Consider the following 21,172-nt stretch of genomic DNA (forward strand, 5'->3'; position numbering starts at 1 on the left):
TCGCCCGTTCGGGCGCGGTTCAGATGCGCACGGCGGCGTAGATGCTGCCGATGGTGCTCATCGACTCGTAGCGCACGTAGGCGCCGGGGTACGGGGCGTGCAGGACCTGGCCGTTGCCCGCGTAGAGGCCCACGTGCTCGTTGCCGTTGAAGAAGACCAGGTCGCCGGGGGCCAGCTGGCTGACGCCGATCCGGTGCCCCTGGTTGACCTGGGTGTACGTGGTGCGGGTGATGTTGACGCCGGCCTGGGCGTAGGCCCACATGGTCAGGCCCGAGCAGTCGAAGGAGTTGGGGCCGGTGGCGGCGGGCACGTACGGCTTGCCCAGGCGGGTGGCGGCGGCGTTGAGGGCGGCGGCGCCGAGCCCGGAGGCGGGGACCTCGTTGCCGAGCTCGACCCGGGTGCCGGCGTCACGGCTCGCACGGGCCTCGTCCTGGCGGATCTTGGCCCGCTCGGCCTCGGTCAGGGTGTTGAGCAGGCGGCGCGCCTCGGCCAGCTTGTCCTGCTGCTGCTTCTTCTTCTCACCGAGCGTCTTGCGGACGGAGGCGAGGTCGCTCAGCTTGTCCTGGGCCTCCTTGCGCTGCTGCGCGAGGGCCCGCTGCTTCTCCTGGACCTTCGACAGGGCCTCGGTCTGCTTGGCCGTCAGCTGGTCGAGCGCGGACGCCTGGTCCAGGAAGCTGTCCGGGTCGGACGAGAGGAAGAGCTGGACGGAGGGGTCGATGCCTCCGGACCGGTACTGCGCGGCGGCGAGGGAACCGAGGCCGGTCCGGAGCTGGTTGAGCTCCTCCTGCCCACGGGCCACCTTGTCCTGGATCGCGCCGATCTGCTTTTCGAGCTTCTCCTGCTTCTCCTTGGCCCCGTTGTACTGCTCGGTGGCCGCTCCGGCCTCGTGGTAGAGCTTGTCGACCTTCGCCTTGACCTCGTTCTTGGTCGGCTTGGGGTCGGCGTGAGCGGCCTGGGAGGACAGGGCGACGGCCGCGGCTGCGGTCGCGGTGAGCACGGTCACACGAGTGCGGCTCGGCTGCTTGGGACGACGGTGGGACGCCACGAAGGCGAGCTCCTTCTTCCTCGAGCCGCCTACCGGATCTGTGGGGGAGAAGATCCCCGGCTCCGTGCACGTCACGGACTCGGCGGTTCCTTCGCCGCCACCCCGGGTGGGTGATCGACCGCGCGAAGGTTCGAGGCCCGACCCTAGTGACCATCTTGTGATCAGTTCAAATCCTCACAGGAAAAAACTCGTCACACACGGCACTTCTTTACCCACACCCCACGGCGTGTAGCGGCGACTTGACGGTCCGTTCCCTGATCTCGGGCGAACTCCCCGCAAGGAGCGCTAAACCCGCGAAAGCCGCTTCAGGAGCAAGGCGGACGCAACGGGCCTGGCCCCCGCCTTCGCCACTCCGTCGGCCACCTCGCGGTCGGTGGAGACCACCACCACGGGCCGTCCCGGCGGCTCCGCGCGCGCCAGTTGGCGGATCAGCTCGTCGGCGGTGACCCCCGGCTTGCTGAACAGCACCCGCACCCCGCGCGGCGGCGCAAGGAGCACCGGGGCGGCCAGTTCCGCCCCGTCGAACACACACGTCATCTCCGCGCCCGTGCGCGCCGCGAGGACCGAGAGCCCGCCGAGCAGCCGCAGCCGCTGCTTCTCCAACGGCATCTGCGGGTAACCCGTCTTGGTGACGTTGTAGCCGTCCACGATCAGATGGGCCTGCGGCAGCGCAAGCAGCTGGTCGAGCAGCGCCGGGTCGGTCTCCGAAAGGGCCCTGGCCGCGATGTCCTTGGGCGACATCCGGCCGGGCTCCACCGCGTCCACACTGTCCGCCGGCCGCATCGAGGAGGGCGGCAGCGCCAGTTCGCGCCGCAGCCCGCCGGCCGCTTCGAGCACCGTGTCCAGCAGCAGCCGCAGCCGCATGTCCTCGACCGAGCGCCCCTCCCGGGCCGCCCTGCGACTCGCCTCGACGGACGCCTCCGCCTCCCCGAGCCGCGCCCTCAGCCGCCGGGTCTCGCTCTCCGCGGCGGACACCTGGGCGGCGGCCTCCGCGCGCACGGCCTCGGTCTCGGCCCGGCCCCGGCGCACCGCCGCCTCACCGCGCTTGACCTCGCTGAGCGCGCTGCGCAGTTTGCGCTGGAGGGAGTCCGCCTCCTTGCGGGCGGCGTCCAGTTCGGCGCGGAGCCGTTCCGTCTCGCTCTTCGTGTGCGCCCTGGCCTCGGCCAGTTCCTCGCGCAGCCGCGCCACCTCGCGCCGGCTCTCCTCGCCGGCCCGCTCGGCGTCGGCGCGCTGGACCTCCTCGCCGGCCGCCGCGACCAGCTTCACCCAGCCTTCGGGGCGCAGCAGGTACGCCGCCGCCGCCACGTCCACCGGGTCGGCGGCGGCGGGCGGCGCGCCGGACTCCACGGCACCCGTCAGCTCCGGCTGGACCTCACGGAGCCGGTCACCGATGCGGCGGCGGAACCGGTCGTCGTTCGCCACGGCCGCCGCCATGGCGTTCCCGGCGAACTTGGCGCGGCGGGACGCGGTGAAGCGGGCGTACTGCCTCAGCTGGGCGGGCAGTTCGGCGACCGTGAGGCCGCCGAACGCGTCGGACACCAGCGCGACGACCCGGCGCCGCACCCCTTCGGGCAGCGGGCGGTCGAGCGCCTCCACGGCGTCGTCGGCCCCGTCGGCCGACACGGCGCCGCCCTCGGGCTGCTCCACCATCCGTCACCCCATGTGTTGTCTCCGCACGGCCCCGTCAGGAGTCGGCACCCGGCCTGTCGACGAGCTCGATCTGGTCCACCGCGTTGCACCAGCGACAGCGGACCGACTCGATGGTCTCACTGACGACCTCGCGTTCCTCGACGCTCGACTCACCGGCCAGGTCGAGGTGCACGTACTCCACGACCTTCGAGGACCGCGTCACGTCGAAGCGCGTGAGGTTCCCGCAGAGCGTGCAGCGCCAGCGGGTGGTGTCGGTCGGCTGGGGAACGGTCGTCATCGTGCGTCCTCTTTCGTCGAGCCGTGAGCTGCCGGACAAGGGTCTCGCGGTGCGCCGTCGAACTGCGGATGTCCACCTGTCACCCTACGGCCTCGGCGCTTCCCCCCGGCACGGCGAGGCGGTCTGTCCCGTTCGCTCCGTTTGCGTCATGCTCTGTTCATGATCGATCGGCGGGCCGCCGCGGGCAGGCTCCTGCGCGCGGCCACATCCGGCGGGCCACCGGTGACGTACGCCCTCATCGCCCTGTGCTGCGCGGTCTTCGTGATCAGCCCGCTGTCCGGCTTCGTCCCGGTGCGCGGCGGCGCCGACGCGCTGCTCGCCGCGCAGGCCGGCTACTTCGAACGGTGGGGAGTGATCCCGAGCGAGCTGTGGGACGGCTCGGCGCACGCCCTGTTCACCCCGTTCACCGCGCTCTTCGTGCACGGCAGCTGGCTGCACCTGCTGGGGAACATGCTGTTCCTGTACGTGTTCGGCGCGATGGCCGAGGAGCGCATGGGGCACACCGAGTTCGCCCTGTTCTACCTGGGCTGCGGCTACCTCGCGCTGCTCGCGTACGCCGCCGCGCACGCCACGTCCGACCAGACACTCGTCGGCGCGTCGGGGGCGATCTCGGCGGTGCTCGGGGCGTTCCTCTACCTCTTCCCCCGGGCCCGGGTGACCAGCGTCTTCCCGTTCCTGCTGTTCCTGCCGCTGCGCTTCCCCGCGTGGGTGGTGCTGATCTTCTGGTTCGTGCTCCAGTGGCTGGCCGCCGAGGGCGCGGGCAGCGGCCCGGGCGTGGCGTACCTGGCCCACGTCGTCGGCTTCGCGACCGGGTTCTTCTACGCCTGGGGCCGCTACAGGCGCACCGCCGAAGGCCCTAGAGTGAAGTCTTCAGCCACGGCCACCGAGGGAGAAACACAGCCGTGATCACCGCGATCGTGCTCATCAAAACCAGCGTGGACCGGATTCCCGAGATCGCCGAGGCCATCGCCGCGCTGGACAGCGTCAGCGAGGTCTTCTCGGTCACCGGCACCTACGACCTGATCGCCATGGTCCGGGTGGCCAAGCACGACGACCTGGCCGAGGTCATCCCCGGCCGGATCAGCAAGATCCAGGGCGTCGAGGCGACCGACACCCACGTGGCCTTCCGCACCTATTCGCAGCACGACCTGGAGGCCGCGTTCTCCATCGGCCTGGACGCGTAGGCGGGCAGCGCCGCCCTCAGACCTGGGCGGCGCCCCGGTCCGGCACGCAACGGCCGTCCTCGGTGCGGTACTTCCAGCGTGCCCCGTCGCTCACCAGCTCCCGGACCGCCCGCAGGAAGCGCTCGACGTGCTCGTCCGGGGTCCCCGCGCCGAAGCTGACCCGGATCGCGTTGAGGGACCGCTCGCCGGGCTGCGCCTCCGGTGCGCCGCACTCCCCCGCCTCGCCCGGGTCGGTGCCGAGCAGGGTGCGCACGAGCGGGTGGGCGCAGAAGAGGCCGTCGCGCACCCCGATGCCGTACTCGGCGGAGAGGGCGGCGGCGAAGTGCGAGCTGTTCCAGCCCTCCACCACGAACGAGATCACGCCGACCCTCGGCGCGTCGTCGCCGAACAGCGAGAGCACCTTCACCTCGGGGACCTCGGCCAGCCCCGTCAGGACCTCGCGGACGAGGCGCTGCTCACGGGCGACCAGCCGGTCGAATCCGGCCTCGGTGAGCGCCTTGCAGGCGGAGGCGATGGAGTGGACGCCGATGACGTTGGGCGAGCCGGCCTCGTGCCGGGCGGCCGTGGTGTGCCACTCGACGTCCACACCGCCGTCCGCGCGCCGGGCCACCGTGCGCGAGGCACCCCCGCCGGCCAGGTACGGCTCCGCGTCGCGCAGCCAGTCGGCCCGGCCGGCCAGGACGCCCGAGCCGAACGGCGCGTACAGCTTGTGCCCGGAGAAGGCCACCCAGTCGACGTCCAGCTCGGCGATGTCCACCGGGTGGTGCGGGGCGAGCTGGGCGGCGTCCAGGACGATCCGGGCGCCGTGCGCGTGGGCGGCGGCGGCCAGCTCCCGTACGGGCCACAGCTCACCGGTCACGTTGGAGGCGCCGGTGACGCAGACCAGCGCGGGGCCGTAGGGCTCACGGTCCGCCAGGGCCCGCTCCAGGGTGGCGACGGCCTGGGCGGGGGTGCGCGGGGCGTTCAGGTAGGTGACGTGGGCGTCGCGCCAGGGCAGCAGCGAGGCGTGGTGCTCGGTCTCGAAGACGAAGACCCGGCAGTCGGCGGGCAGCGCGGCGGCCAGCAGGTTGAGCGAGTCCGTGGTGGACCGGGTGAAGACCACCTGGTCCTCGGGACGGCAGCCCAGGAACTCCGCCACGGTGGCCCGGCTCGACTCGAAGAGGTCCGTGGACAGCTGCGACAGGTACCCGGCGCCCCGGTGCACGCTGCCGTAGTACGGGGCGTACGCGGCCACGTCGTCCCAGACCCGCTTCAGCGCCGGGGCGCTCGCCGCGTAGTCCAGCGCGGCGTAGCCGACCTCGCCACCGGTGACCAGCGGGACGAGGACATCGTCACCCAGAACCGGCAGCGGGGCACAGAGCGACTGGTCGGCGGCAGCGGTGAAGACAGACATGGCGAACTCCCGTAACAGGCAGGCGAATTCCGCGTACCCGCGGATACGCGGCAGCACGGAGTGAAAGAGAAGAGGGGTGTGCGGAGAAGGGCCTCGGGCCCTAACGCATTCGCTTGCTCACAAGAGGCTCCCTGAGGACCAAGGACCCCACGGGTGGACGTCACGCGACGTCGAGGGGTCCGCGCTTGCCGCAGACCTCGCTGCCTGCGGCCCGGTCTTCACCCGGGGCACCCCGCCACGGACGGAGGGTTGCCGGACAGCGGGCCGGGGCCGTAGTCGCTGTCACTCATGACCTGCGCAGCATCTTGCCATACGTACGGGAACGCGCAAGGCGCAGTCCGCGATCCGGACTGCGCCCTGCCTCACACCGCCGCGCTCACGCGTTGCTGGCGACGACCCATCTCTCCAGCACCCGCCCCGCCGCGCCCGAGTCGATGGCCTCGGCGGCCTTCGCCATACCGGCCCGGATCTGCTCGGTGAGCGACCCCTCGCCCGGGTCCAGCGCGACCAGCGCCGCCGCCGAGTTGAGCAGCACGGCGTCCCGTACCGGACCGGTCTCCCCGGCCAGCAGCCGGCGCGCCACGTCCGCGTTGTACGAGGCGTCGGCGCCGCGCAGCGCCTCCACCGGGACCAGGTCGACGCCCACGTCGCGCGGGTCGAACGTCTCCTCGCGGACGACGCCGTCCCGGGCCACCCAGACCCGCGAGGTCGCGGTGGTGGTCAGCTCGTCCAGGCCGTCGTCGCCCCGGAACACCAGGGCGGAGTTGCCGCGCTCGGCGAGCACGCCCGCGACGATGGGGGCCATGCGGAGATCGGCCACCCCGATCGCCTGGGAGCGCACCCGGGCCGGGTTGGTGAGCGGGCCCAGGATGTTGAACGTGGTGGGCGCGCCCAGCTCCGCGCGGGCCTTGGCCGCGTGGCGCAGGGCGGGGTGGAACTTCACCGCGAAGCAGAAGGTGATGCCCGCCTCCTCGGCCACCTCCACGACACGCCGCGGGGACAACTCCAGGTTGACGCCGAGCTTCCCGAGCACGTCGGACGAGCCGCTGGCCGACGACGCGGAGCGGCTGCCGTGCTTGACGACCTTGGCGCCGGTCCCCGCGATCACTATGGCGGACATGGTGGAGATGTTGACCGTCTTGGCCATGTCCCCGCCGGTGCCGACGATGTCGACGGTCCGGCCGGGCACGTCGATGGTCGTGGCGTGCTCGTACATCGCGCGGACCAGGCCGGAGACCTCCGTGACCGTCTCACCCTTGGCCCGCAGGGCGACCGCGAAACCGGCGATCTGCGCGTCGGTGGCCTCGCCGCTCATGACGCGGTCCATGGCCCACGCGGTGGCGTCGGCGCTCAGGTCCTCGCCACGCAGCAGGGGGGTCAGCACGCTGGGCCAGGAGAAGGCCGCCACGCTGTCGCCGCCGTCCGGGGTCACAACGTTCATGGTCCGCTCCTGGGGTCCACAGCCGATAAGGGAGGGCTCCACCCTATCGAGCCCCGGGGACGGCAAAGAGCCCCGTCCAGCGGATGGACGGGGCTCTCGCCGTGGCGATCAGAACGGGTGATCAGTGGTGGCCGTGGCCGCTGGTGATCTCCTTGTACTCCTCGGCGGTGGGCTTGGCGATCTGGTTGTCCTCGCCGTACAGGCTCTTGCTGAGCCGCGCCCGGACCTTGGTGATCCTGGAGACCTTGCGCTCCACGCCGTTCTCGTCGACCGTCGGGCCGATTTCGAGCGGCTTGTACTGCTCGTGCGCGGTGAGCTTGTAGCGCGCCTCCGGCGACAGCGGCTCGTGGACCTCGACGAACTCACCGTGCGGCAGCCGCTTGATGAGCCCGGACTCGCGGCCGTGCAGCACCTTCTCCTTGTCGCGGCGCTGGAGGCCGAGGCAGATCCGCCGGGTCACGACGAACGCGATGACCGGGCCGACGAAGAAGGCGATGCGGACGAACCAGCTGATCGAGTTGAGCGAGAGGCTGAAGTGCGTCGCCCAGATGTCGTTGCCGCCGCCGATCAGCATGACGAAGTAGATCGTCACCCAGGCGACCCCGAGGGCCGTCCGGGTCGGCGCGTTGCGCGGCTTGTCCAGGATGTGGTGCTCGCGCTTGTCGCCGGTGATCCATGACTCGATGAAGGGCCACAGGGCCAGCGCACCGAGGACCAGACCGAACAGGACCAGCGGGATGAAGACACCCAGGACCAGCGTGTGGCCCCAGAGGTTGATCTCCCAGCCCGGCATCACACGGACGAAGCCTTCCGCGAAGCCCATGTACCAGTCCGGCTGGGCGCCCGTGGACACCTGGTCGGGACGGTACGGGCCGAGCGCCCAGATCGGGTTGATCGAGGCGATCGCCGCGATGATCGCGATGAAGCCGAAGACCAGGAAGAAGAACCCGCCGGCCTTCGCCATGTACACCGGCAGCAGGGGCATGCCGACGACGTTCTTGTTCGTCTTGCCGGGACCCGCGAACTGGGTGTGCTTGTGGTAGAAGACCAGGATCAGGTGGCCGACCACGAGCCCGAGCATGATGCCCGGCAGCAGCAGGATGTGGATCGAGTAGAACCTCGCGATGATGTCGCCGCCGGGGAACTCCCCGCCGAACAGGAACATCGACAGGTACGTACCCACGATCGGCGTCGACAGGATCGCGCCCTGGGTGAAGCGGACACCCGTACCGGAGAGCAGGTCGTCCGGCAGCGAGTAACCGGTGAAACCGGTGAACATGCCGAGGACGAACAGCAGGAAGCCGAACAGCCAGTTGATCTCGCGCGGCTTGCGGTACGCGCCGGTGAAGAAGACGCGCATCATGTGCACGAACATGCCGGCCAGGAAGATGACCGCGGCCCAGTGGTGGATCTGCCGGACCAGCAGACCACCGCGGACGTCGAAGCTGATGTCCAGCGTCGAGGCGTACGCCTCCGACATCCGGATGCCCTGCATGGGCTCGTACGGGCCGTGGTAGACGACCTCGTTCATGCTCGGGTGGAAGAACAGCGTCAGATACACACCCGTGAGGATGATGATGATGAAGCTGTACAGGCAGATCTCACCGAGCATGAAGGACCAGTGGTCCGGGAAGATCTTGCGCATGTTGGCCTTGGCGAGGGAGTAGATCCCCAGCCGGCCGTCGGCCCAGTCGGCCACCCGCTCACCGGCGGGCGCCTTGCGGTTGCCCGGCGCCGCTGCGCCGGGTGTGTTCGTCGCAGTACTCATCCGCGCTCCCAGAATGCAGGACCGACGGGCTCTTCGAAGTCACCGAGCGCCTGGAGGTTGCCCTCGCTGTTCACGCCGATCCGCAGCTGCGGAAGGGCGTGGCCGGCCGGACCGAAGATGACGCGGGCGCCGTCGGAGAGGTCGAAGGTGGACTGGTGGCACGGGCAGAGCACGTGGTGCGTCTGCTGCTCGTACAGGCTGATCGGGCAGCCGACGTGCGTGCAGATCTTGGAGAAGGCCACGATGCCCTCGTGCGCCCACTCGCGCTCGCGCTTGTCCTTGATGTCGTCCGGCTCGATGCGGATGATCATCAGGGCGGCCTTGGCGATCTGCGTCTGGAAGTCCTCGTCGTGCTCCTCCAGGCCCTCGGGCATGGCGAAGGTCAGCGAACCGACGACCACGTCCTCGGGACGCAGCGGCTCCATCGTGTTCATGTTGACGAGCTGCTTGCCCTCGGCCCACAGGGTCTTGCGGAGCTTCTTCTCCGGCAGCGGACCCAGGTCGCGCAAAAGCATCACGCCGGAGAGCGGCACCAGGGCCAGCGCACCGAACATGGTGTTGCGGATCAGCTTGCGCCGGCCGAGCGCGGACTCCCGGGCGCCGTCCGCGAAGTCGGACAGGACCTTCGCCTTGACCTCGGGGGTCGCCTCGATGGCGTGCCGGTCGTCGGCGACCTCGACGTCGGACATCAGGGTGCGCGCCCAGTGGACGGCACCCGCGCCGATCAGGAAGAGCGCCAGACCCAGGGTCAGACCCAGGGAGAAGTTGAGCGCGCTGACATGACCGAACGGGAAGATGAAGACGATCTTGTCGACCGGGAAGATGACGTAGGAGGCGATGAAGCCCACCGTCGCCAGCATGGACAACAGGAACATGAACGCGACGGTGCGCTCGGAGCGCTTCGCGGCCCGCTCGTCGATGTCCTGGATGCGCGGCTTGTGGGCCGGCAGCCCCGGGTCGGCGAACGGGTCGTCGTGCGCCTTGTCCACCGCGTCGTGCGCGGCGCCCTGCTCGTCGGGCAGGTTCTCTTCTGGAATCTCTTGGCTACTCATGACTTCTTGGCCTTAGCGGTGTGGGCCGCGACCCAAATGGCAACTGCGATCAGACCGCCCAGGCCGAAGATCCAGCCGAACAGACCCTCGCTGACCGGACCCAGGCCGCCGAGAGCGAGGCCGCCGGGGGACTCGGCTTCGGAGCCGTTCACGGTCTTGACGTAGGCGATGATGTCCCGCTTCTGCTTCTCGGGCATCGTCGAGTCGGGGAAGGACGGCATGCTCTGCGGGCCGGTCAGCATGGCCTCGTAGATGTGCTTCGGGCTCACGCCGTCGAGGTCGGGCGCGTACTTGCCGTTCGTCAGCGCGCCACCCTTGCCGGTGAAGTTGTGGCACTGCGCGCAGTTGGTACGGAACAGGTCGCCGCCCTTGGCGATGTCCGCACCCTCAGGGCTGACCTGGCTCTTGGTCGGAACGACCGGACCGGCGCCGAGCGACGCAACGTACGCCGCGAGCTGGTCGATCTCGGCCTGGCTGTAGATGACCTTCTTCTTCGGTACCTGGGCGCCCGGCTGCTGCGCGGGCATGCGGCCCGTACCGACCTGGAAGTCCACGGCGGCGGAGCCCACGCCGACAAGCTGCGGCCCGTCGGTGGTGCCCTGACCGCCGGTTCCGTGGCAGCTGGCGCAACCGACGGAGTACAGCTTCTTGCCCTCTTCGATGGCGAGGGACTGGGCGGTGTCGTCGGCCTGCGCCTTACTCGCGGGCGCGAACGCGGCGTACAGCCCCCCGGTGGCCGCCAGCGCGAGGAGTAGTACGACGACCGCCGCCAACGGATGGCGTCGTCGTGCGGAGAGCTTTTTCACGGATTACCCCGGTGTCAGGATCTTCTGCGTCGATGCTGGATGTGGTTCGGGCTCGGGCCCGGTTACTTGATCATGTAGATCGTGGCGAAGAGGCCGATCCACACGACATCGACGAAGTGCCAGTAATAGGACACGACGATGGCGGCGGTCGCCTGTTCATGGGTGAACCTCTTGGCCGCGTACGTCCTGCCCAGAACGAGCAGGAAGGCGATGAGACCGCCTGTCACGTGCAGACCGTGGAAGCCGGTGGTCAGGTAGAACACCGAGCCGTACGGGTCGGAGGACAGCGAGAGGCCGTCCTTCTTCACCAGCTCGGTGTACTCGAAGACCTGGCCTCCGATGAAGATCGAACCCATCACGAAAGTGATCACGAACCACGCACGGAGCTTCTTCACATCGCCCCGCTCCGCGGCGAAGACGCCGAGCTGGCAGGTGAGTGAGGAGAGCACCAGGATCGTGGTGTTCGTCGCCGAGAACGGGAAGTTCAGGGCGGACGCCATTTCCTTCCAGTGTTCCGGTCCGGTCACCGATCGCAGGGTGAAGTACATCGCGAAGAGGGCCGCGAAGAACATCAGCTCGGAGCTCAACCAGATGATGGTTCCGACGCTGGTGAGGTTCGGCCGATTGACCGACGGGTGCGCGTGCCCGGTTTCTACTGTCGTTGCTGTCGCCACGACCGACATTATGTCGGTCGCTTATCCCGCCCTCACTCCGGGGGGTGCCGTTCGGTGTGTCAGAGGGGTGTGTCCTGCCCGAACGGCCCATGGAAGGGCTGTGCGAACCGGTGCTGACACGCTGTCGGGCGGAGTACGATCCGCGCATCGGACGGCTCTCGCCCACCGAGCGCCCCGAGTGCCCCGAAGACACGGATGTCACGGAGGAACCATGCAGCCGACCGCCACGGTCCTGGTCTACAGCGACAACGCGCACACCCGTGAGCAGGTGAGGCTGGCAGCAGGGCGCAGGCCCGCGGCGGACGTGCCGCCGGTGGAGTTCCTGGAGTGCGCCACGCTGCCCGCCGTCCTGGACGCCCTCGACCGCGGGGGCGTCGACGTCTGCGTGCTGGACGGCGAGACCGCTCCGGCGGGCGGCATGGGCGTCTGCCGGCAGATCAAGGACGAGGTCTTCCGCTGCCCGCCGGTCCTGGTCCTCATCGGGCGCCCGCAGGACGCCTGGCTGGCCACCTGGAGCCGTGCGGACGCCGCGGTGACGCTGCCGGTGGAGCCGGTGGAGTTCGCGGACTCCCTGGCCGCCCTGCTGCGCACACGGCTGTCCGTGGGGGCCTGAGCCCCCACGGACGGGTCGCACGGTCAGACCTGGGGGCGCAGCCGCGCCGCCCGGACCGTGTCGACCCGCGGTGCGGTGGTGTCGTTGTTCAGCGCACTGCCCTTCTGCCACTTGGCCCAGGACAGGTTCCAGTCGCCGTAGCCGTTGTCGAAGGGCGTCATCGTCTCGCCGTCGCTGCCGACGACGCTGACGATGTCGCCCTCCCGCACGGTGTTGAAGAACCACTCGGCCTCACTGGTGCTCATCCCGGTGCAGCCGTGGCTGACGTTGGCGTACCCCTGCGAGCCGGTGGACCAGGGCGCCGCGTGCACGTATTCGCCGCTCCACGTCACCCGGGTGGCCCAGTAGACGTCGAGGTCGTACGAGTCCGCGGACCCGGCGGCGATCCCGATGGACTCCCCGCGCATACGTACGTACTGCTCCTTTCCGAGCACGACCTTGACGCCGTTGCGCGTGTCGAAGCCCGGTTTGCCCGTGGTGACTGGGATGGTGTTGATCACTTCGCCGTTGCGGAGCACCGTCATGGAGTGCTCGGAGGCGTCCGTGACGGCCTCGATGCGGTCCCCGGTGGTGATCTTCAGCGCCTTGGCGGGGGCCCCGTAGAGCGAGTCGGTGACCTTTATGCCGGTCAGGTTGGAGCTGACTTCGATGCCGGCGTTGGCCGGCCAGTACTCCTTGGGCCGGTAGTGCAGCGTCTTGTCGTCGACCCAGTACCAGGAGCCGACGACGGAGGGCGTGGAGCGGACCCGCAGGCCGCGCTCGACGGTGGCGCGTGAGGCGTTGTCCGTGACGGGGGCGCTGAGCGTGGCGACGAGGGGCTGGCCGACGCCGTAGGTGCCCGCCCGGGGGCCGAAGGTGACCTTGAGGAACTTGGTGGCCTTGGCGGTGTCGAAGGACATCGTGCGGGTGCCGGGGGCCCCGTCGCCGTCCTCCATGCGGACCTTGACGGTGTAACGGGTCCCTGCGGCCAGCGGGGCGGTGGAGTGCCACCGGTGTCCGTCGGCGTCGAGTTCGCCCGCCAGATGCCGTCCTGCGGCGTCCACGGCCGATACGTCGGTGATCCGGCCGTCGTCGGCGTCGACCCGGATCTCCAGGGGCTTGTCGGGGTCGATCTTCTTGCCGCCGTCAGGCGTGTTGAAGGAGACCTCGTCGGCCGCGTCGAACGGCTGGGCCGACAGGGGGTGACCATCGGAATCCCCGCAGGCTGCCGCCCCGGCGACCAAGGTCGCGGCCAGCAGAGTGCAGCTCACTACGGGACGGATGCGCAGCGTGTGGTTCATGGACTCACGCTAAGAACATTCGTCCGTTTCAGCGCGCGGGGCGACTGCAAACGGGGGGCCGGCACTTCGTGTCGAAGTGTCGGCCCCCCGTCAGGTGGAGCGGTGTGCTACCGGCGGACCGGTCTCACTGGGTGCGGTTCTCACCGCGGTAGTACTCGAACACCCAGCCGAAGAGGCCGACCAGGATGATGGGCGCCGAGAAGTAGAGCAGCCACCAGCCGAAGACGATGCCCATGAAGGCGAAGGCACCGCCGATCGCCAGCGAGAGCGGCTGCCAGCTGTGCGGGGAGAAGAACCCCACCTCGCCGGCCTCGTCCGCGACGTCCGCTTCCTTGTTGTCCTGCGCCATCGCGTCGACCCGCCGGGCCGTGAAGGCCAGGTAGAAGCCGATCATGACGCTCAGGCCGAAGCCCAGGAACAGCGCGGTGGTGCCGACGGGCTCCTTCGACCACACGCCGTACGTGATGGCCATGATGAGGATGAACAGCGCCAGACCGAGGAACATCTTGCCCTGGATCTTCACTTGCCCGCCTCCTTGCCGCCGGCGAGGGCCTTGTCACCCTCGGAGGCGTGGTCCAGCTGCTCCAGCGCGGTGATCTCCGGGTGGTGCAGGTCGAACGCCGGGGATTCGGAGCGGATACGGGGCAGCGTGAGGAAGTTGTGCCGCGGCGGCGGGCAGGAAGTCGCCCATTCGAGCGAACGGCCGTAGCCCCACGGGTCGTCCACCTCGATCTTCTTGCCGTACTTGGCGGTCTTCCAGACGTTGTAGAAGAACGGCAGGATCGACAGGCCGAGCAGGAACGAGGAGATGGTCGAGATGGTGTTCAGCGCGGTGAAGCCGTCCGCGGCGAGGTAGTCCGCGTAACGCCGCGGCATGCCCTCCGCGCCCAGCCAGTGCTGCACCAGGAACGTGCCGTGGAAGCCCACGAACAGCGTCCAGAAGGTGATCTTGCCGAGCCGCTCGTCCAGCATCTTGCCGGTGAACTTCGGCCACCAGAAGTGGAATCCGGAGAACATCGCGAACACCACGGTGCCGAAGACGACGTAGTGGAAGTGCGCGACCACGAAGTACGAGTCGGAGACGTGGAAGTCCATCGGCGGCGAGGCCAGGATGACGCCGGTCAGACCACCGAAGGTGAAGGTGATCAGGAAGCCGATCGCCCAGAGCATCGGTGTCTCGAAGGACAGCGAGCCCTTCCACATCGTGCCGATCCAGTTGAAGAACTTCACCCCGGTGGGTACCGCGATGAGGAACGTCATGAAGGAGAAGAACGGCAGGAGTACACCGCCGGTGACGTACATGTGGTGGGCCCACACGGTCACCGAGAGGCCGGCGATGGAAATCGTCGCGGCCACCAGGCCGATGTAACCGAACATCGGCTTGCGGCTGAAGACCGGGATCACTTCGGAAATGATCCCGAAGAACGGCAAGGCGATGATGTACACCTCTGGATGGCCGAAGAACCAGAAGAGGTGTTGCCACAGCAAGGCGCCGCCGTTGGCCGCGTCGAATACGTGGGCACCGAACTTGCGGTCCGCCTCCAGGGCGAACAGCGCGGCCGCCAGGACCGGGAAGGCCAGCAGGACCAGCACACCGGTCAGCAGGACGTTCCAGGTGAAGATCGGCATGCGGAACATCGTCATGCCGGGCGCGCGCATGCAGATGATCGTGGTGATGAAGTTGACCGAACCGAGGATCGTGCCGAAGCCGGAGAAGGCCAGACCCATGATCCACATGTCGGCGCCGACACCCGGCGAACGGACGGCGTCCGACAGCGGGGAGTAGGCGAACCAGCCGAAGTCGGCGGCACCCTGCGGGGTGATGAAGCCGGCCACCGCGATGATCGAGCCGAAGAGGTACAGCCAGTACGCGAACATGTTCAGCCGCGGGAACGCCACGTCGGGCGCGCCGATCTGCAACGGCATGATCCAGTTCGCGAACCCGGCGAACAGCGGCGTCGCGAACATCAGCAGCATGATCGTGCCGTGCATCGTGAACGCCTGGTTGAACTGCTCGTTCGACATGATCTGCGTGCCCGGCCGGGCCAGCTCGGCGCGCATGAAGAGCGCCATCAGGCCGCCGATGCAGAAGAAGGCGAACGATGTGACCAGGTACATCGTGCCGATCGTCTTGTGGTCAGTGGTGGTCAGCCACTTGACGACGACGTTCCCCGGCTGCTTGCGCCGGACCGGCAGCTCGTCCTCGTACGAGTCGTCTGCTGCCGCGGCACCCTGAGGTTCGTTGAGGATGCTCACAGTTTGTTCGTCTCCGCATTCCTGGCCGGGTCAGTCTGCTCGATGCCGGCCGGCACGTAGCCCTTCTGGTCCTTCTTCGCCAGCTCCTTGAGGTGCGCCCGATAGCGCTCCGGGGAGACGACCTTGACGTTGAAGAGCATCCGGGAGTGGTCGACGCCGCAGAGCTCGGCGCACTTGCCCATGAAGGTGCCCTCCTGGGTGGGGGTCACCTCGAAGGCATTGGTGTGGCCCGGAATGACGTCCTGCTTCATGAGGAACGGCACCACCCAGAAGGAGTGGATGACGTCACGCGAAGTCAGGATGAAACGGACCTTCTCGCCCTTGGGCAGCCAGAGGGTCGGCCCCGGGTTGCCGGTCTGCGGGTTCCGGTCCCCCGGGATGCCGACGTCGTAGACGCCGTCCGCACCCTTGGGGAAGTCCTTGCGGAACCTGTTCGGGATGGCGTCGAGCTCCTTGGGGACCTCGTTGCCCGTGGCGGTGGAGCCGTCCACGTTCTCGATGTAGTTGAAGCCCCAGCTCCACTGGTAGCCGACCACGTTGATGGTGTGGGCGGGCTTCGAGGAGAGCGTGAGGAGCTTCGTCTCGTCCCGGGCGGTGAAGTAGAACAGCACCGAGACGATGATCAGGGGGACCACGGTGTACAGCGCCTCGATGGGCATGTTGTACCGGGTCTGCGGAGGTACCTCCACCTTGGTGCGGCTGCGCCGGTGGAAGATGACGCTCCACAGGATCAGGCCCCAGACCAGCACGCCCGTGGCGAGCGCTGCCGCCCACGAGCCCTGCCAGAGGGAAAGGATCCGTGGGGCCTCTTCCGTTACCGGCGTAGGCATACCAAGGCGGGGGAAGTCCTTGTACGTGCAACCGGTGGCGGTCGCCAGGATCAGGCCCGCAGTCAGCACCTGCGGCAGCTTCCGCCGCATCGGGCGCCGCGACGAGCGGTCGGAGCCGTTGGGACTCACGTAGCGCCTTCCCGAGAGTCTCGCCCGCACGGTCGGCGCGGCCGTCTCGCTGGTCGGTCGCCGGCCCTGTACGGGCAGGGGTTTGGATGTTTATGCGGACCAAACCCTACTGGACGCTATTTGGGGTCGCGCGGGGAGGGTGCCCAACGCGCCGCCCGACTCCCCGAAGGGGTGGAATTCGCGCCTCCGGCTGCCATCTGACGCCCCCTCCACCGGGCGGAGCGGCCGGTGGCGGGCGGCGGGGGCGCTCCGGGCTAGGCCCTGTCGTCACATTCCCGTCGTCGCCCGGCAGACGGGAATGTGACGACAGGGCCGACCGGTGCCCGGGGCCCCAAATAGACGCCGCGTCCCCCGCCCCCCGCCCGGGGCCGGGGGGGGGGGCCGCCGCGGGCTTCGACCTTCCCTCTCATCGCCTCCTGCGCCGGCACTCGTGTATTTTCCCGACAGGGCCTAGCGTGACCGGGTGCCCTACTTCGACGCGGCGTCCGCCGCCCCCCTGCATCCCGTCGCCCGCCAGGCGCTGCTTGCCGCGCTGGACGAGGGCTGGGCCGATCCGGCCCGGCTGCACCGTGAGGGACGCCGTGCCCGGCTGCTGCTCGACGCGGCCCGGGAGGCCGCCGCCGAGGGTGTCGGGTGCCGCCCCGACGAGCTCACCTTCACCTCGTCGGGCACCGGCGCGGTGCATTCCGGAATTTCCGGCGCGCTCGCCGGGCGTCGGCGTGTCGGACGCCGCCTGGTGGTGTCGGCGGTCGAACACTCGTCGGTCCTCCACGCGGCGGCGGACCACGAGGAGCGGGGCGGCACGGTCGCCCGGGTCCCGGTGGAGCGGACCGGCGCGGTGGACGCACAGACCTTCGGGCGGGCGCTGACCGAGGACACCGCGCTGGCCTGCCTCCAGTCCGCCAACCATGAGGTGGGCACCGAGCAGCCGGTGGCCGAGGCGGCCGGGCTGTGCCGGGCGGCCGGGGTGCCGCTGCTGGTGGACGCGGCGCAGTCGCTGGCCTGGGGCCCGGTGCCGGAGGGCTGGTCGCTGCTGGCCGGCAGCGCGCACAAGTGGGGCGGGCCTGCCGGGGTCGGGCTGCTCGCGGTGCGCAAGGGGGTCCGGTTCGCGCCGCAGGGGCCCTCGGACGAGCGGGAGTCGGGGCGGGCGCCGGGGTTCGAGAACCTGCCGGCGATCGTCGCGGCGGCGGCGTCCCTGCGCGCGGTGCGGGCGGAGGCGAACGCCGAGGCGGTCCGGCTGCGGGCCCTGGTGGACCGCATCCGGGCCCGGGTACCCGCACTGGTGCCCGATGTGGAGGTGGTCGGCGATCCGGTGCGGCGGCTGCCGCACCTGGTGACCTTCTCCTGTCTCTATGTCGACGGGGAGACCTTGCTCGGGGAGCTGGACCGGGCCGGCTTCTCCGTCTCGTCGGGTTCGTCCTGCACCAGCAGCACGCTGACGCCGAGCCATGTGCTCAAGGCGATGGGCGTCCTGTCCGAGGGGAACGTCCGCGTGTCGCTGCCCCGGGGCACCGCGGAGGAGGACGTCGACCGTTTCCTTGAGGTGCTGCCGGGCCTGGTCGCCGGGGTCCGCGAGCAGCTCGGCGCGCCGGCCGCCGCGGCCCCCTCCCCCGCCCCGGACGACTCGCTGGTGGTCGACGCGCTGGGCAAGCGGTGCCCGATCCCGGTGATCGAGCTCGCAAAGGTGATCGGAGGGGTGCCGGTGGGCGCCACGGTGACCGTGCTCTCCGACGACGAGGCGGCCCGGCTGGACATCCCGGCCTGGTGCGCGATGCGCGAGCAGGAGTACGTGGGCGAGAAGCCGGCGGACCGGGGCGCGGCCTATGTGGTCCGCCGGCTCTCCTGAGCGGCGCGTCAGACGAGGTGCGCGTGGACCTCGGCGGCGGCCTCGTGGCCGTACGCCTTGGTGAAGCGGTCCATGAAGTGGGTGCGGTGCAGGGTGTACTCCTGGGTGCCCACGGTCTCGATGACGAGCGTGGCGAGCATGCAGCCGACCTGGGCGGCGCGCTCCAGGCCGACGCCCCAGGCGAGACCGGAGAGGAAGCCGGCCCGGAAGGCGTCGCCGACTCCGGTCGGGTCGGCCTTGACGTTCTCCTCGGGGCAGCCGACCTCGATGGGCTCCTCGCCGGCCCGCTCGATGCGCACGCCCTGGGCGCCGAGCGTGGTGACCCGGTGGCCGACCTTGCCCAGGATCTCCTCGTCGGTCCAGCCGGTCTTGGACTCGATGAGCCCCTTCTCGTACTCGTTGGAGAAGAGGTACGTGGCGCCGTCCAGGAGGATGCGGATCTCGTCGCCGTCCATGCGGGCGATCTGCTGGGAGAAGTCGGCGGCGAACGGGATGCCGCGCGTACGGCACTCCTCCGTGTGGCGGAGCATGCCCTCCGGGTCGTCGGCGCCGATGGAGACGAGGTCGAGGCCGCCCACGCGGTCGGCGACGGCCTTGAGCTCGATGAGGCGGGCCTCGCTCATGGCGCCGGTGTAGAAGGAGCCGATCTGGTTGTGGTCGGCGTCCGTGGTGCAGACGAAGCGGGCGGTGTGCAGGACCTCGGAGATCCGTACCCCGCTGGTGTCGACGCCGTGCCGTTCGAGCCAGGCGCGGTACTCGTCGAAGTCGGAGCCGGCCGCGCCGACCAGGATCGGCTTCGTGCCGAGCAGGCCCATGCCGAAGCAGATGTTGGCGGCGACCCCTCCCCGGCGTACGTCCAGGTTGTCGACCAGGAAGGAGAGCGAGACCGTGTGCAGCTGGTCGGCGACCAGCTGGTCGGCGAAGCGGCCGGGGAAGGTCATGAGGTGGTCGGTGGCGATGGAGCCGGTGACTGCGATACGCACGGGGAGACGTCTCCTGCGGAGGTCGAAGGGAACGGATGTCCGCGTCCCAGGGGTGACGTGACAGTTCACGCTACCCGCTCGCGCCGGCCCCGAAGCGGAAAAACTACCCGATAGTAGGGCTTTCTTCGCGGGCTCCGTGGTGCCTACGGTGCCGTTATGCCGAACCACATCGCCCCGCGCGAGTCCGAGACCGGTCTGGCCGAGCTGCGCGGAGACTGCGCCCGGATGGCCCCGCACTGGGTGGTGCCCACGAGGACCACCCCTACCCGCGTCGCGCCCGCCTTGATCCACGGGGTCACCGTGCCGCCCGCCTCCGCCCGGCTGCTCGACGCGATGGAGGACCGGCCCTAGGACCCTGGGCAGACCCCGGGGAACCAGGTGCCTCGCTGATCCGTCCCAGCCCTGTCCGCCCCACACGGCGGGCCGTGCGCCGGCCGAGCGCACGACGGCGATGCAGGCGAAGGAGCGATCCGGTGAGCACCGAGCGACCCGACAACGACGTGACCACCACCCGGCGGCGTTCCCCGCTGGTCGCGGCCTCGGTGGCGGCCGCCGTCCTGCTGGCCGGTGGCGGCGGCGCGTACTGGGCCGCGACCGCGGCGGACGGCGGCGACGACACGCGGAGCGCGGCGCCCGGCGGTGGCGGGACTCCCCCGCCCCTGGCCCTGGACGACGCCGGAACGCCGACCGCCCCCTCCCGGGAGGGCATCGCTCCCGGCGAGCCCGATCCGCACGGCGGGCGGCTGGTCTACCGCGCGTCCGGCAAGCTGCCGGACGGGCCGGCGAAGGCCGCCGTCCAGCGCGCCGGGGGCACGGTCACGGCCGCCGAGGTGGCCAGGCTGGCGAAGGCGCTCGGACTGGCGGGCACCCCGCAGTCGGAGGCCACCTCCTGGAAGGTCGGCTCGGACGGGGACGGCTCGGGTCCGGTGCTGCGGGTGAACAAGCAGGCGCCGGGGAGCTGGACCTTCACCCGGTACGGCTCCGGCGGGACGGACAACTGCAAGAAGGGGGCCGTCTGCTCGGTGGCCCCGGGCGGCTCCGGGCAGCCCGTGGACGAGAAGACCGCGAAGGCCGCCGCCGCGCCGGTGCTGAAGGCGGCGGGCCAGGACGACGCCGCGCTCGACGCGGGCCAGCTGATGGGCTCGGTCCGGGTGGTCAACGCCGATCCGGTGGTGGACGGGCTGCCCACGTACGGCTGGGCGACCGGCGTCCAGGTCGGCCCCGACGGCCAGGTGACCGGGGGCGCCGGAAAGCTGAAGGCGCTGGAGAAGGGCGACGCCTATCCGGTGATCGGCGCGGCCGAGGCGCTGGAGCGCCTCAACGCGGCGCAGCCACCGGCCGGGGAGATCGGCGGCTGCGCCTCGCCGGCCCCGCTGTCGGACGGGGTCGGCTGCGGGGCGAAGACCGGTGCGGAGCGGCCGGCGACGACCGTGACGGTGGAGAAGGCGGTCTTCGGCCTGGCGGTGCACACGACGGGCGGCGAGCAGCTGCTCGTACCGTCCTGGATCTTCTCGGTGAAGCCGGCCGGTGGCGTCGGTGACACGGTCACTCAGGTGGCGGTGGACCCGGAGTACCTGACGCGGGAGCCGGTGCCGGGCGAGTCCACGGGCGACGCCACGCCGAAGGACCGGGCGGTCACGTCGTACAGCGCGGACGGGCGGACGCTCTCGGTGACGTTCTGGGGCGGGGTGTGCAGCACGTACACCGCCGCCGCGCGTGAGGACGGGGACGCGGTCCGGGTGACCGTGGCGGAGAAGAAGGCGGAGCCGGGGAAGGTCTGCGTGATGATCGCGAAGGAGCTGACCCGTACGGTCACGCTGGACCGGCCGCTGGACGGCCGCAAGGTGGTCGACGCGGCCTCCGGCGCCCTGGTGCCGCGCGCCTGAGCCTCCTCGTACGCACCCTCGTACAACGGCGGCGGCCCCGGGACCGAAGTCCCGGGGCC

The 21,172-nt window shown here is 70.1% G+C and carries 20 protein-coding genes and 1 riboswitch; of the genes, 6 read left to right on the forward strand and 14 right to left on the reverse strand.

Translation table 11 applies throughout. From position 1 onward, the window contains the following. Positions 1-19 precede the first annotated feature (19 nt). The 3 genes from ACFUJY_RS14535 to ACFUJY_RS14545 form a co-directional block, all read right to left on the reverse strand. Positions 20-1,045, reverse strand: a complete 1,026-nt coding sequence (locus ACFUJY_RS14535; RefSeq protein WP_383298601.1) for an NlpC/P60 family protein — start codon at positions 1,043-1,045, stop codon at positions 20-22. Between the two features lie 285 nt (positions 1,046-1,330). Next, positions 1,331-2,695: an NYN domain-containing protein gene (locus ACFUJY_RS14540; RefSeq protein WP_383298603.1), complete on the reverse strand. Its 1,365-nt coding sequence runs from the start codon at positions 2,693-2,695 to the stop codon at positions 1,331-1,333. Positions 2,696-2,729: 34 nt separating this feature from the next. Then, positions 2,730-2,972, reverse strand: coding sequence for a hypothetical protein (locus tag ACFUJY_RS14545; protein WP_018104398.1), 243 nt, complete (start codon positions 2,970-2,972; stop codon positions 2,730-2,732). Positions 2,973-3,131: 159 nt separating this feature from the next. On the opposite strand from ACFUJY_RS14545, the gene ACFUJY_RS14550 reads away from it, so the two are divergent. Both ACFUJY_RS14550 and ACFUJY_RS14555 read left to right on the forward strand, forming a co-directional pair. Next, positions 3,132-3,878: a rhomboid family intramembrane serine protease gene (locus ACFUJY_RS14550; RefSeq protein WP_383298605.1), complete on the forward strand. Its 747-nt coding sequence runs from the start codon at positions 3,132-3,134 to the stop codon at positions 3,876-3,878. Then, positions 3,875-4,156 carry an Lrp/AsnC family transcriptional regulator gene (locus ACFUJY_RS14555; RefSeq protein WP_143622607.1) on the forward strand — a complete coding sequence of 94 codons (282 nt, stop codon included), beginning with the start codon at positions 3,875-3,877 and terminating at the stop codon, positions 4,154-4,156. Before ACFUJY_RS14550 ends, ACFUJY_RS14555 begins: the two co-directional genes overlap by 4 nt. 16 nt (positions 4,157-4,172) lie before the next feature. Here the strand turns inward: ACFUJY_RS14555 and ACFUJY_RS14560 are convergent, their stop codons facing one another. From ACFUJY_RS14560 to ACFUJY_RS14585, 6 genes are all read right to left on the reverse strand, one after another. Continuing rightward, on the reverse strand, positions 4,173-5,549 hold the full coding sequence (locus tag ACFUJY_RS14560; protein ID WP_383298607.1) for an aminotransferase class V-fold PLP-dependent enzyme: 1,377 nt from the start codon (positions 5,547-5,549) through the stop codon (positions 4,173-4,175). A gap of 176 nt (positions 5,550-5,725) precedes the next feature. Beyond that, positions 5,726-5,843, reverse strand: a riboswitch (SAM riboswitch). Positions 5,844-5,925: 82 nt separating this feature from the next. Then, complete coding sequence (gene trpD, locus ACFUJY_RS14565; protein WP_383298609.1) at positions 5,926-6,990, reverse strand: anthranilate phosphoribosyltransferase; 1,065 nt, start codon at positions 6,988-6,990, stop codon at positions 5,926-5,928. 121 nt (positions 6,991-7,111) lie between these two features. After that, on the reverse strand, positions 7,112-8,758 hold the full coding sequence (locus tag ACFUJY_RS14570) for a cytochrome bc complex cytochrome b subunit (protein ID WP_383298611.1): 1,647 nt from the start codon (positions 8,756-8,758) through the stop codon (positions 7,112-7,114). Continuing rightward, positions 8,755-9,810, reverse strand: coding sequence for a Rieske 2Fe-2S domain-containing protein (locus tag ACFUJY_RS14575; RefSeq protein ID WP_383298612.1), 1,056 nt, complete (start codon positions 9,808-9,810; stop codon positions 8,755-8,757). Before ACFUJY_RS14575 ends, ACFUJY_RS14570 begins: the two co-directional genes overlap by 4 nt. After that, on the reverse strand, positions 9,807-10,616 hold the full coding sequence (locus tag ACFUJY_RS14580; RefSeq protein ID WP_383298613.1) for a c-type cytochrome: 810 nt from the start codon (positions 10,614-10,616) through the stop codon (positions 9,807-9,809). The genes ACFUJY_RS14575 and ACFUJY_RS14580 overlap by 4 nt, the downstream gene beginning before the upstream one ends. A 62-nt stretch (positions 10,617-10,678) precedes the next feature. Beyond that, positions 10,679-11,299: a heme-copper oxidase subunit III gene (locus tag ACFUJY_RS14585; RefSeq protein ID WP_026171689.1), complete on the reverse strand. Its 621-nt coding sequence runs from the start codon at positions 11,297-11,299 to the stop codon at positions 10,679-10,681. A gap of 202 nt (positions 11,300-11,501) precedes the next feature. Between ACFUJY_RS14585 and ACFUJY_RS14590 the strand changes: the two genes are divergently transcribed. Further along, entirely contained in the window at positions 11,502-11,903 is a 402-nt protein-coding gene (locus ACFUJY_RS14590) for a hypothetical protein (protein WP_143622617.1), read from the forward strand. Positions 11,904-11,926: 23 nt separating this feature from the next. On the opposite strand, the gene ACFUJY_RS14595 is transcribed toward ACFUJY_RS14590, so the two are convergent. From ACFUJY_RS14595 to coxB, 4 genes are all read right to left on the reverse strand, one after another. Further along, positions 11,927-13,183: an Ig-like domain-containing protein gene (locus ACFUJY_RS14595; RefSeq protein WP_383298616.1), complete on the reverse strand. Its 1,257-nt coding sequence runs from the start codon at positions 13,181-13,183 to the stop codon at positions 11,927-11,929. A 124-nt stretch (positions 13,184-13,307) separates the two neighbouring features. Further along, complete coding sequence (locus ACFUJY_RS14600; protein WP_383298618.1) at positions 13,308-13,706, reverse strand: cytochrome c oxidase subunit 4; 399 nt, start codon at positions 13,704-13,706, stop codon at positions 13,308-13,310. After that, positions 13,703-15,439 (reverse strand): cytochrome c oxidase subunit I, encoded by a 1,737-nt coding sequence (ctaD, locus tag ACFUJY_RS14605; RefSeq protein ID WP_383298619.1) that lies wholly within the window; start codon positions 15,437-15,439, stop codon positions 13,703-13,705. The genes ACFUJY_RS14600 and ctaD overlap by 4 nt, the downstream gene beginning before the upstream one ends. Further along, complete coding sequence (gene coxB, locus ACFUJY_RS14610; RefSeq protein WP_383298621.1) at positions 15,436-16,398, reverse strand: cytochrome c oxidase subunit II; 963 nt, start codon at positions 16,396-16,398, stop codon at positions 15,436-15,438. The genes ctaD and coxB overlap by 4 nt, the downstream gene beginning before the upstream one ends. Before the next feature lie 463 nt (positions 16,399-16,861). Between coxB and ACFUJY_RS14615 the strand changes: the two genes are divergently transcribed. Next, positions 16,862-18,244, forward strand: coding sequence for a cysteine desulfurase/sulfurtransferase TusA family protein (locus ACFUJY_RS14615; RefSeq protein WP_383298623.1), 1,383 nt, complete (start codon positions 16,862-16,864; stop codon positions 18,242-18,244). Between the two features lie 8 nt (positions 18,245-18,252). On the opposite strand, the gene ACFUJY_RS14620 is transcribed toward ACFUJY_RS14615, so the two are convergent. Further along, positions 18,253-19,227, reverse strand: coding sequence for a carbohydrate kinase family protein (locus ACFUJY_RS14620; protein WP_383298625.1), 975 nt, complete (start codon positions 19,225-19,227; stop codon positions 18,253-18,255). 156 nt (positions 19,228-19,383) lie between these two features. Here ACFUJY_RS14620 and ACFUJY_RS14625 point away from each other — a divergent pair, with 156 nt between their 5' ends. Then, entirely contained in the window at positions 19,384-19,578 is a 195-nt protein-coding gene (locus ACFUJY_RS14625) for a hypothetical protein (protein WP_383298626.1), read from the forward strand. A 122-nt stretch (positions 19,579-19,700) separates the two neighbouring features. Continuing rightward, positions 19,701-21,113 (forward strand): hypothetical protein, encoded by a 1,413-nt coding sequence (locus ACFUJY_RS14630; RefSeq protein ID WP_383298627.1) that lies wholly within the window; start codon positions 19,701-19,703, stop codon positions 21,111-21,113. Positions 21,114-21,172: the final 59 nt, after the last annotated feature.

Source organism: Streptomyces sp. NPDC057249 (assembly GCF_042669245.1).
Classification (GTDB): Bacteria; Actinomycetota; Actinomycetes; order Streptomycetales; family Streptomycetaceae; genus Streptomyces.

Bases quoted from the DNA above. Each gene is read 5' to 3' on its own strand.
- ACFUJY_RS14540 (WP_383298603.1), bottom strand. From the start codon at position 2,695: ATGGTGGAGCAGCCCGAGGGCGGCGCCGTGTCGGCCGACGGGGCCGAC.
- ACFUJY_RS14545 (WP_018104398.1), bottom strand. From the start codon at position 2,972: ATGACGACCGTTCCCCAGCCGACCGACACCACCCGCTGGCGCTGCACG.
- ACFUJY_RS14550 (WP_383298605.1), top strand. From the start codon at position 3,132: ATGATCGATCGGCGGGCCGCCGCGGGCAGGCTCCTGCGCGCGGCCACA.
- ACFUJY_RS14560 (WP_383298607.1), bottom strand. From the start codon at position 5,549: ATGTCTGTCTTCACCGCTGCCGCCGACCAGTCGCTCTGTGCCCCGCTG.
- trpD (WP_383298609.1), bottom strand. From the start codon at position 6,990: ATGAACGTTGTGACCCCGGACGGCGGCGACAGCGTGGCGGCCTTCTCC.
- ACFUJY_RS14570 (WP_383298611.1), bottom strand. From the start codon at position 8,758: ATGAGTACTGCGACGAACACACCCGGCGCAGCGGCGCCGGGCAACCGC.
- ACFUJY_RS14575 (WP_383298612.1), bottom strand. From the start codon at position 9,810: ATGAGTAGCCAAGAGATTCCAGAAGAGAACCTGCCCGACGAGCAGGGC.
- ACFUJY_RS14585 (WP_026171689.1), bottom strand. From the start codon at position 11,299: ATGTCGGTCGTGGCGACAGCAACGACAGTAGAAACCGGGCACGCGCAC.
- ACFUJY_RS14590 (WP_143622617.1), top strand. From the start codon at position 11,502: ATGCAGCCGACCGCCACGGTCCTGGTCTACAGCGACAACGCGCACACC.
- ACFUJY_RS14595 (WP_383298616.1), bottom strand. From the start codon at position 13,183: ATGAACCACACGCTGCGCATCCGTCCCGTAGTGAGCTGCACTCTGCTG.
- ACFUJY_RS14625 (WP_383298626.1), top strand. From the start codon at position 19,384: ATGCCGAACCACATCGCCCCGCGCGAGTCCGAGACCGGTCTGGCCGAG.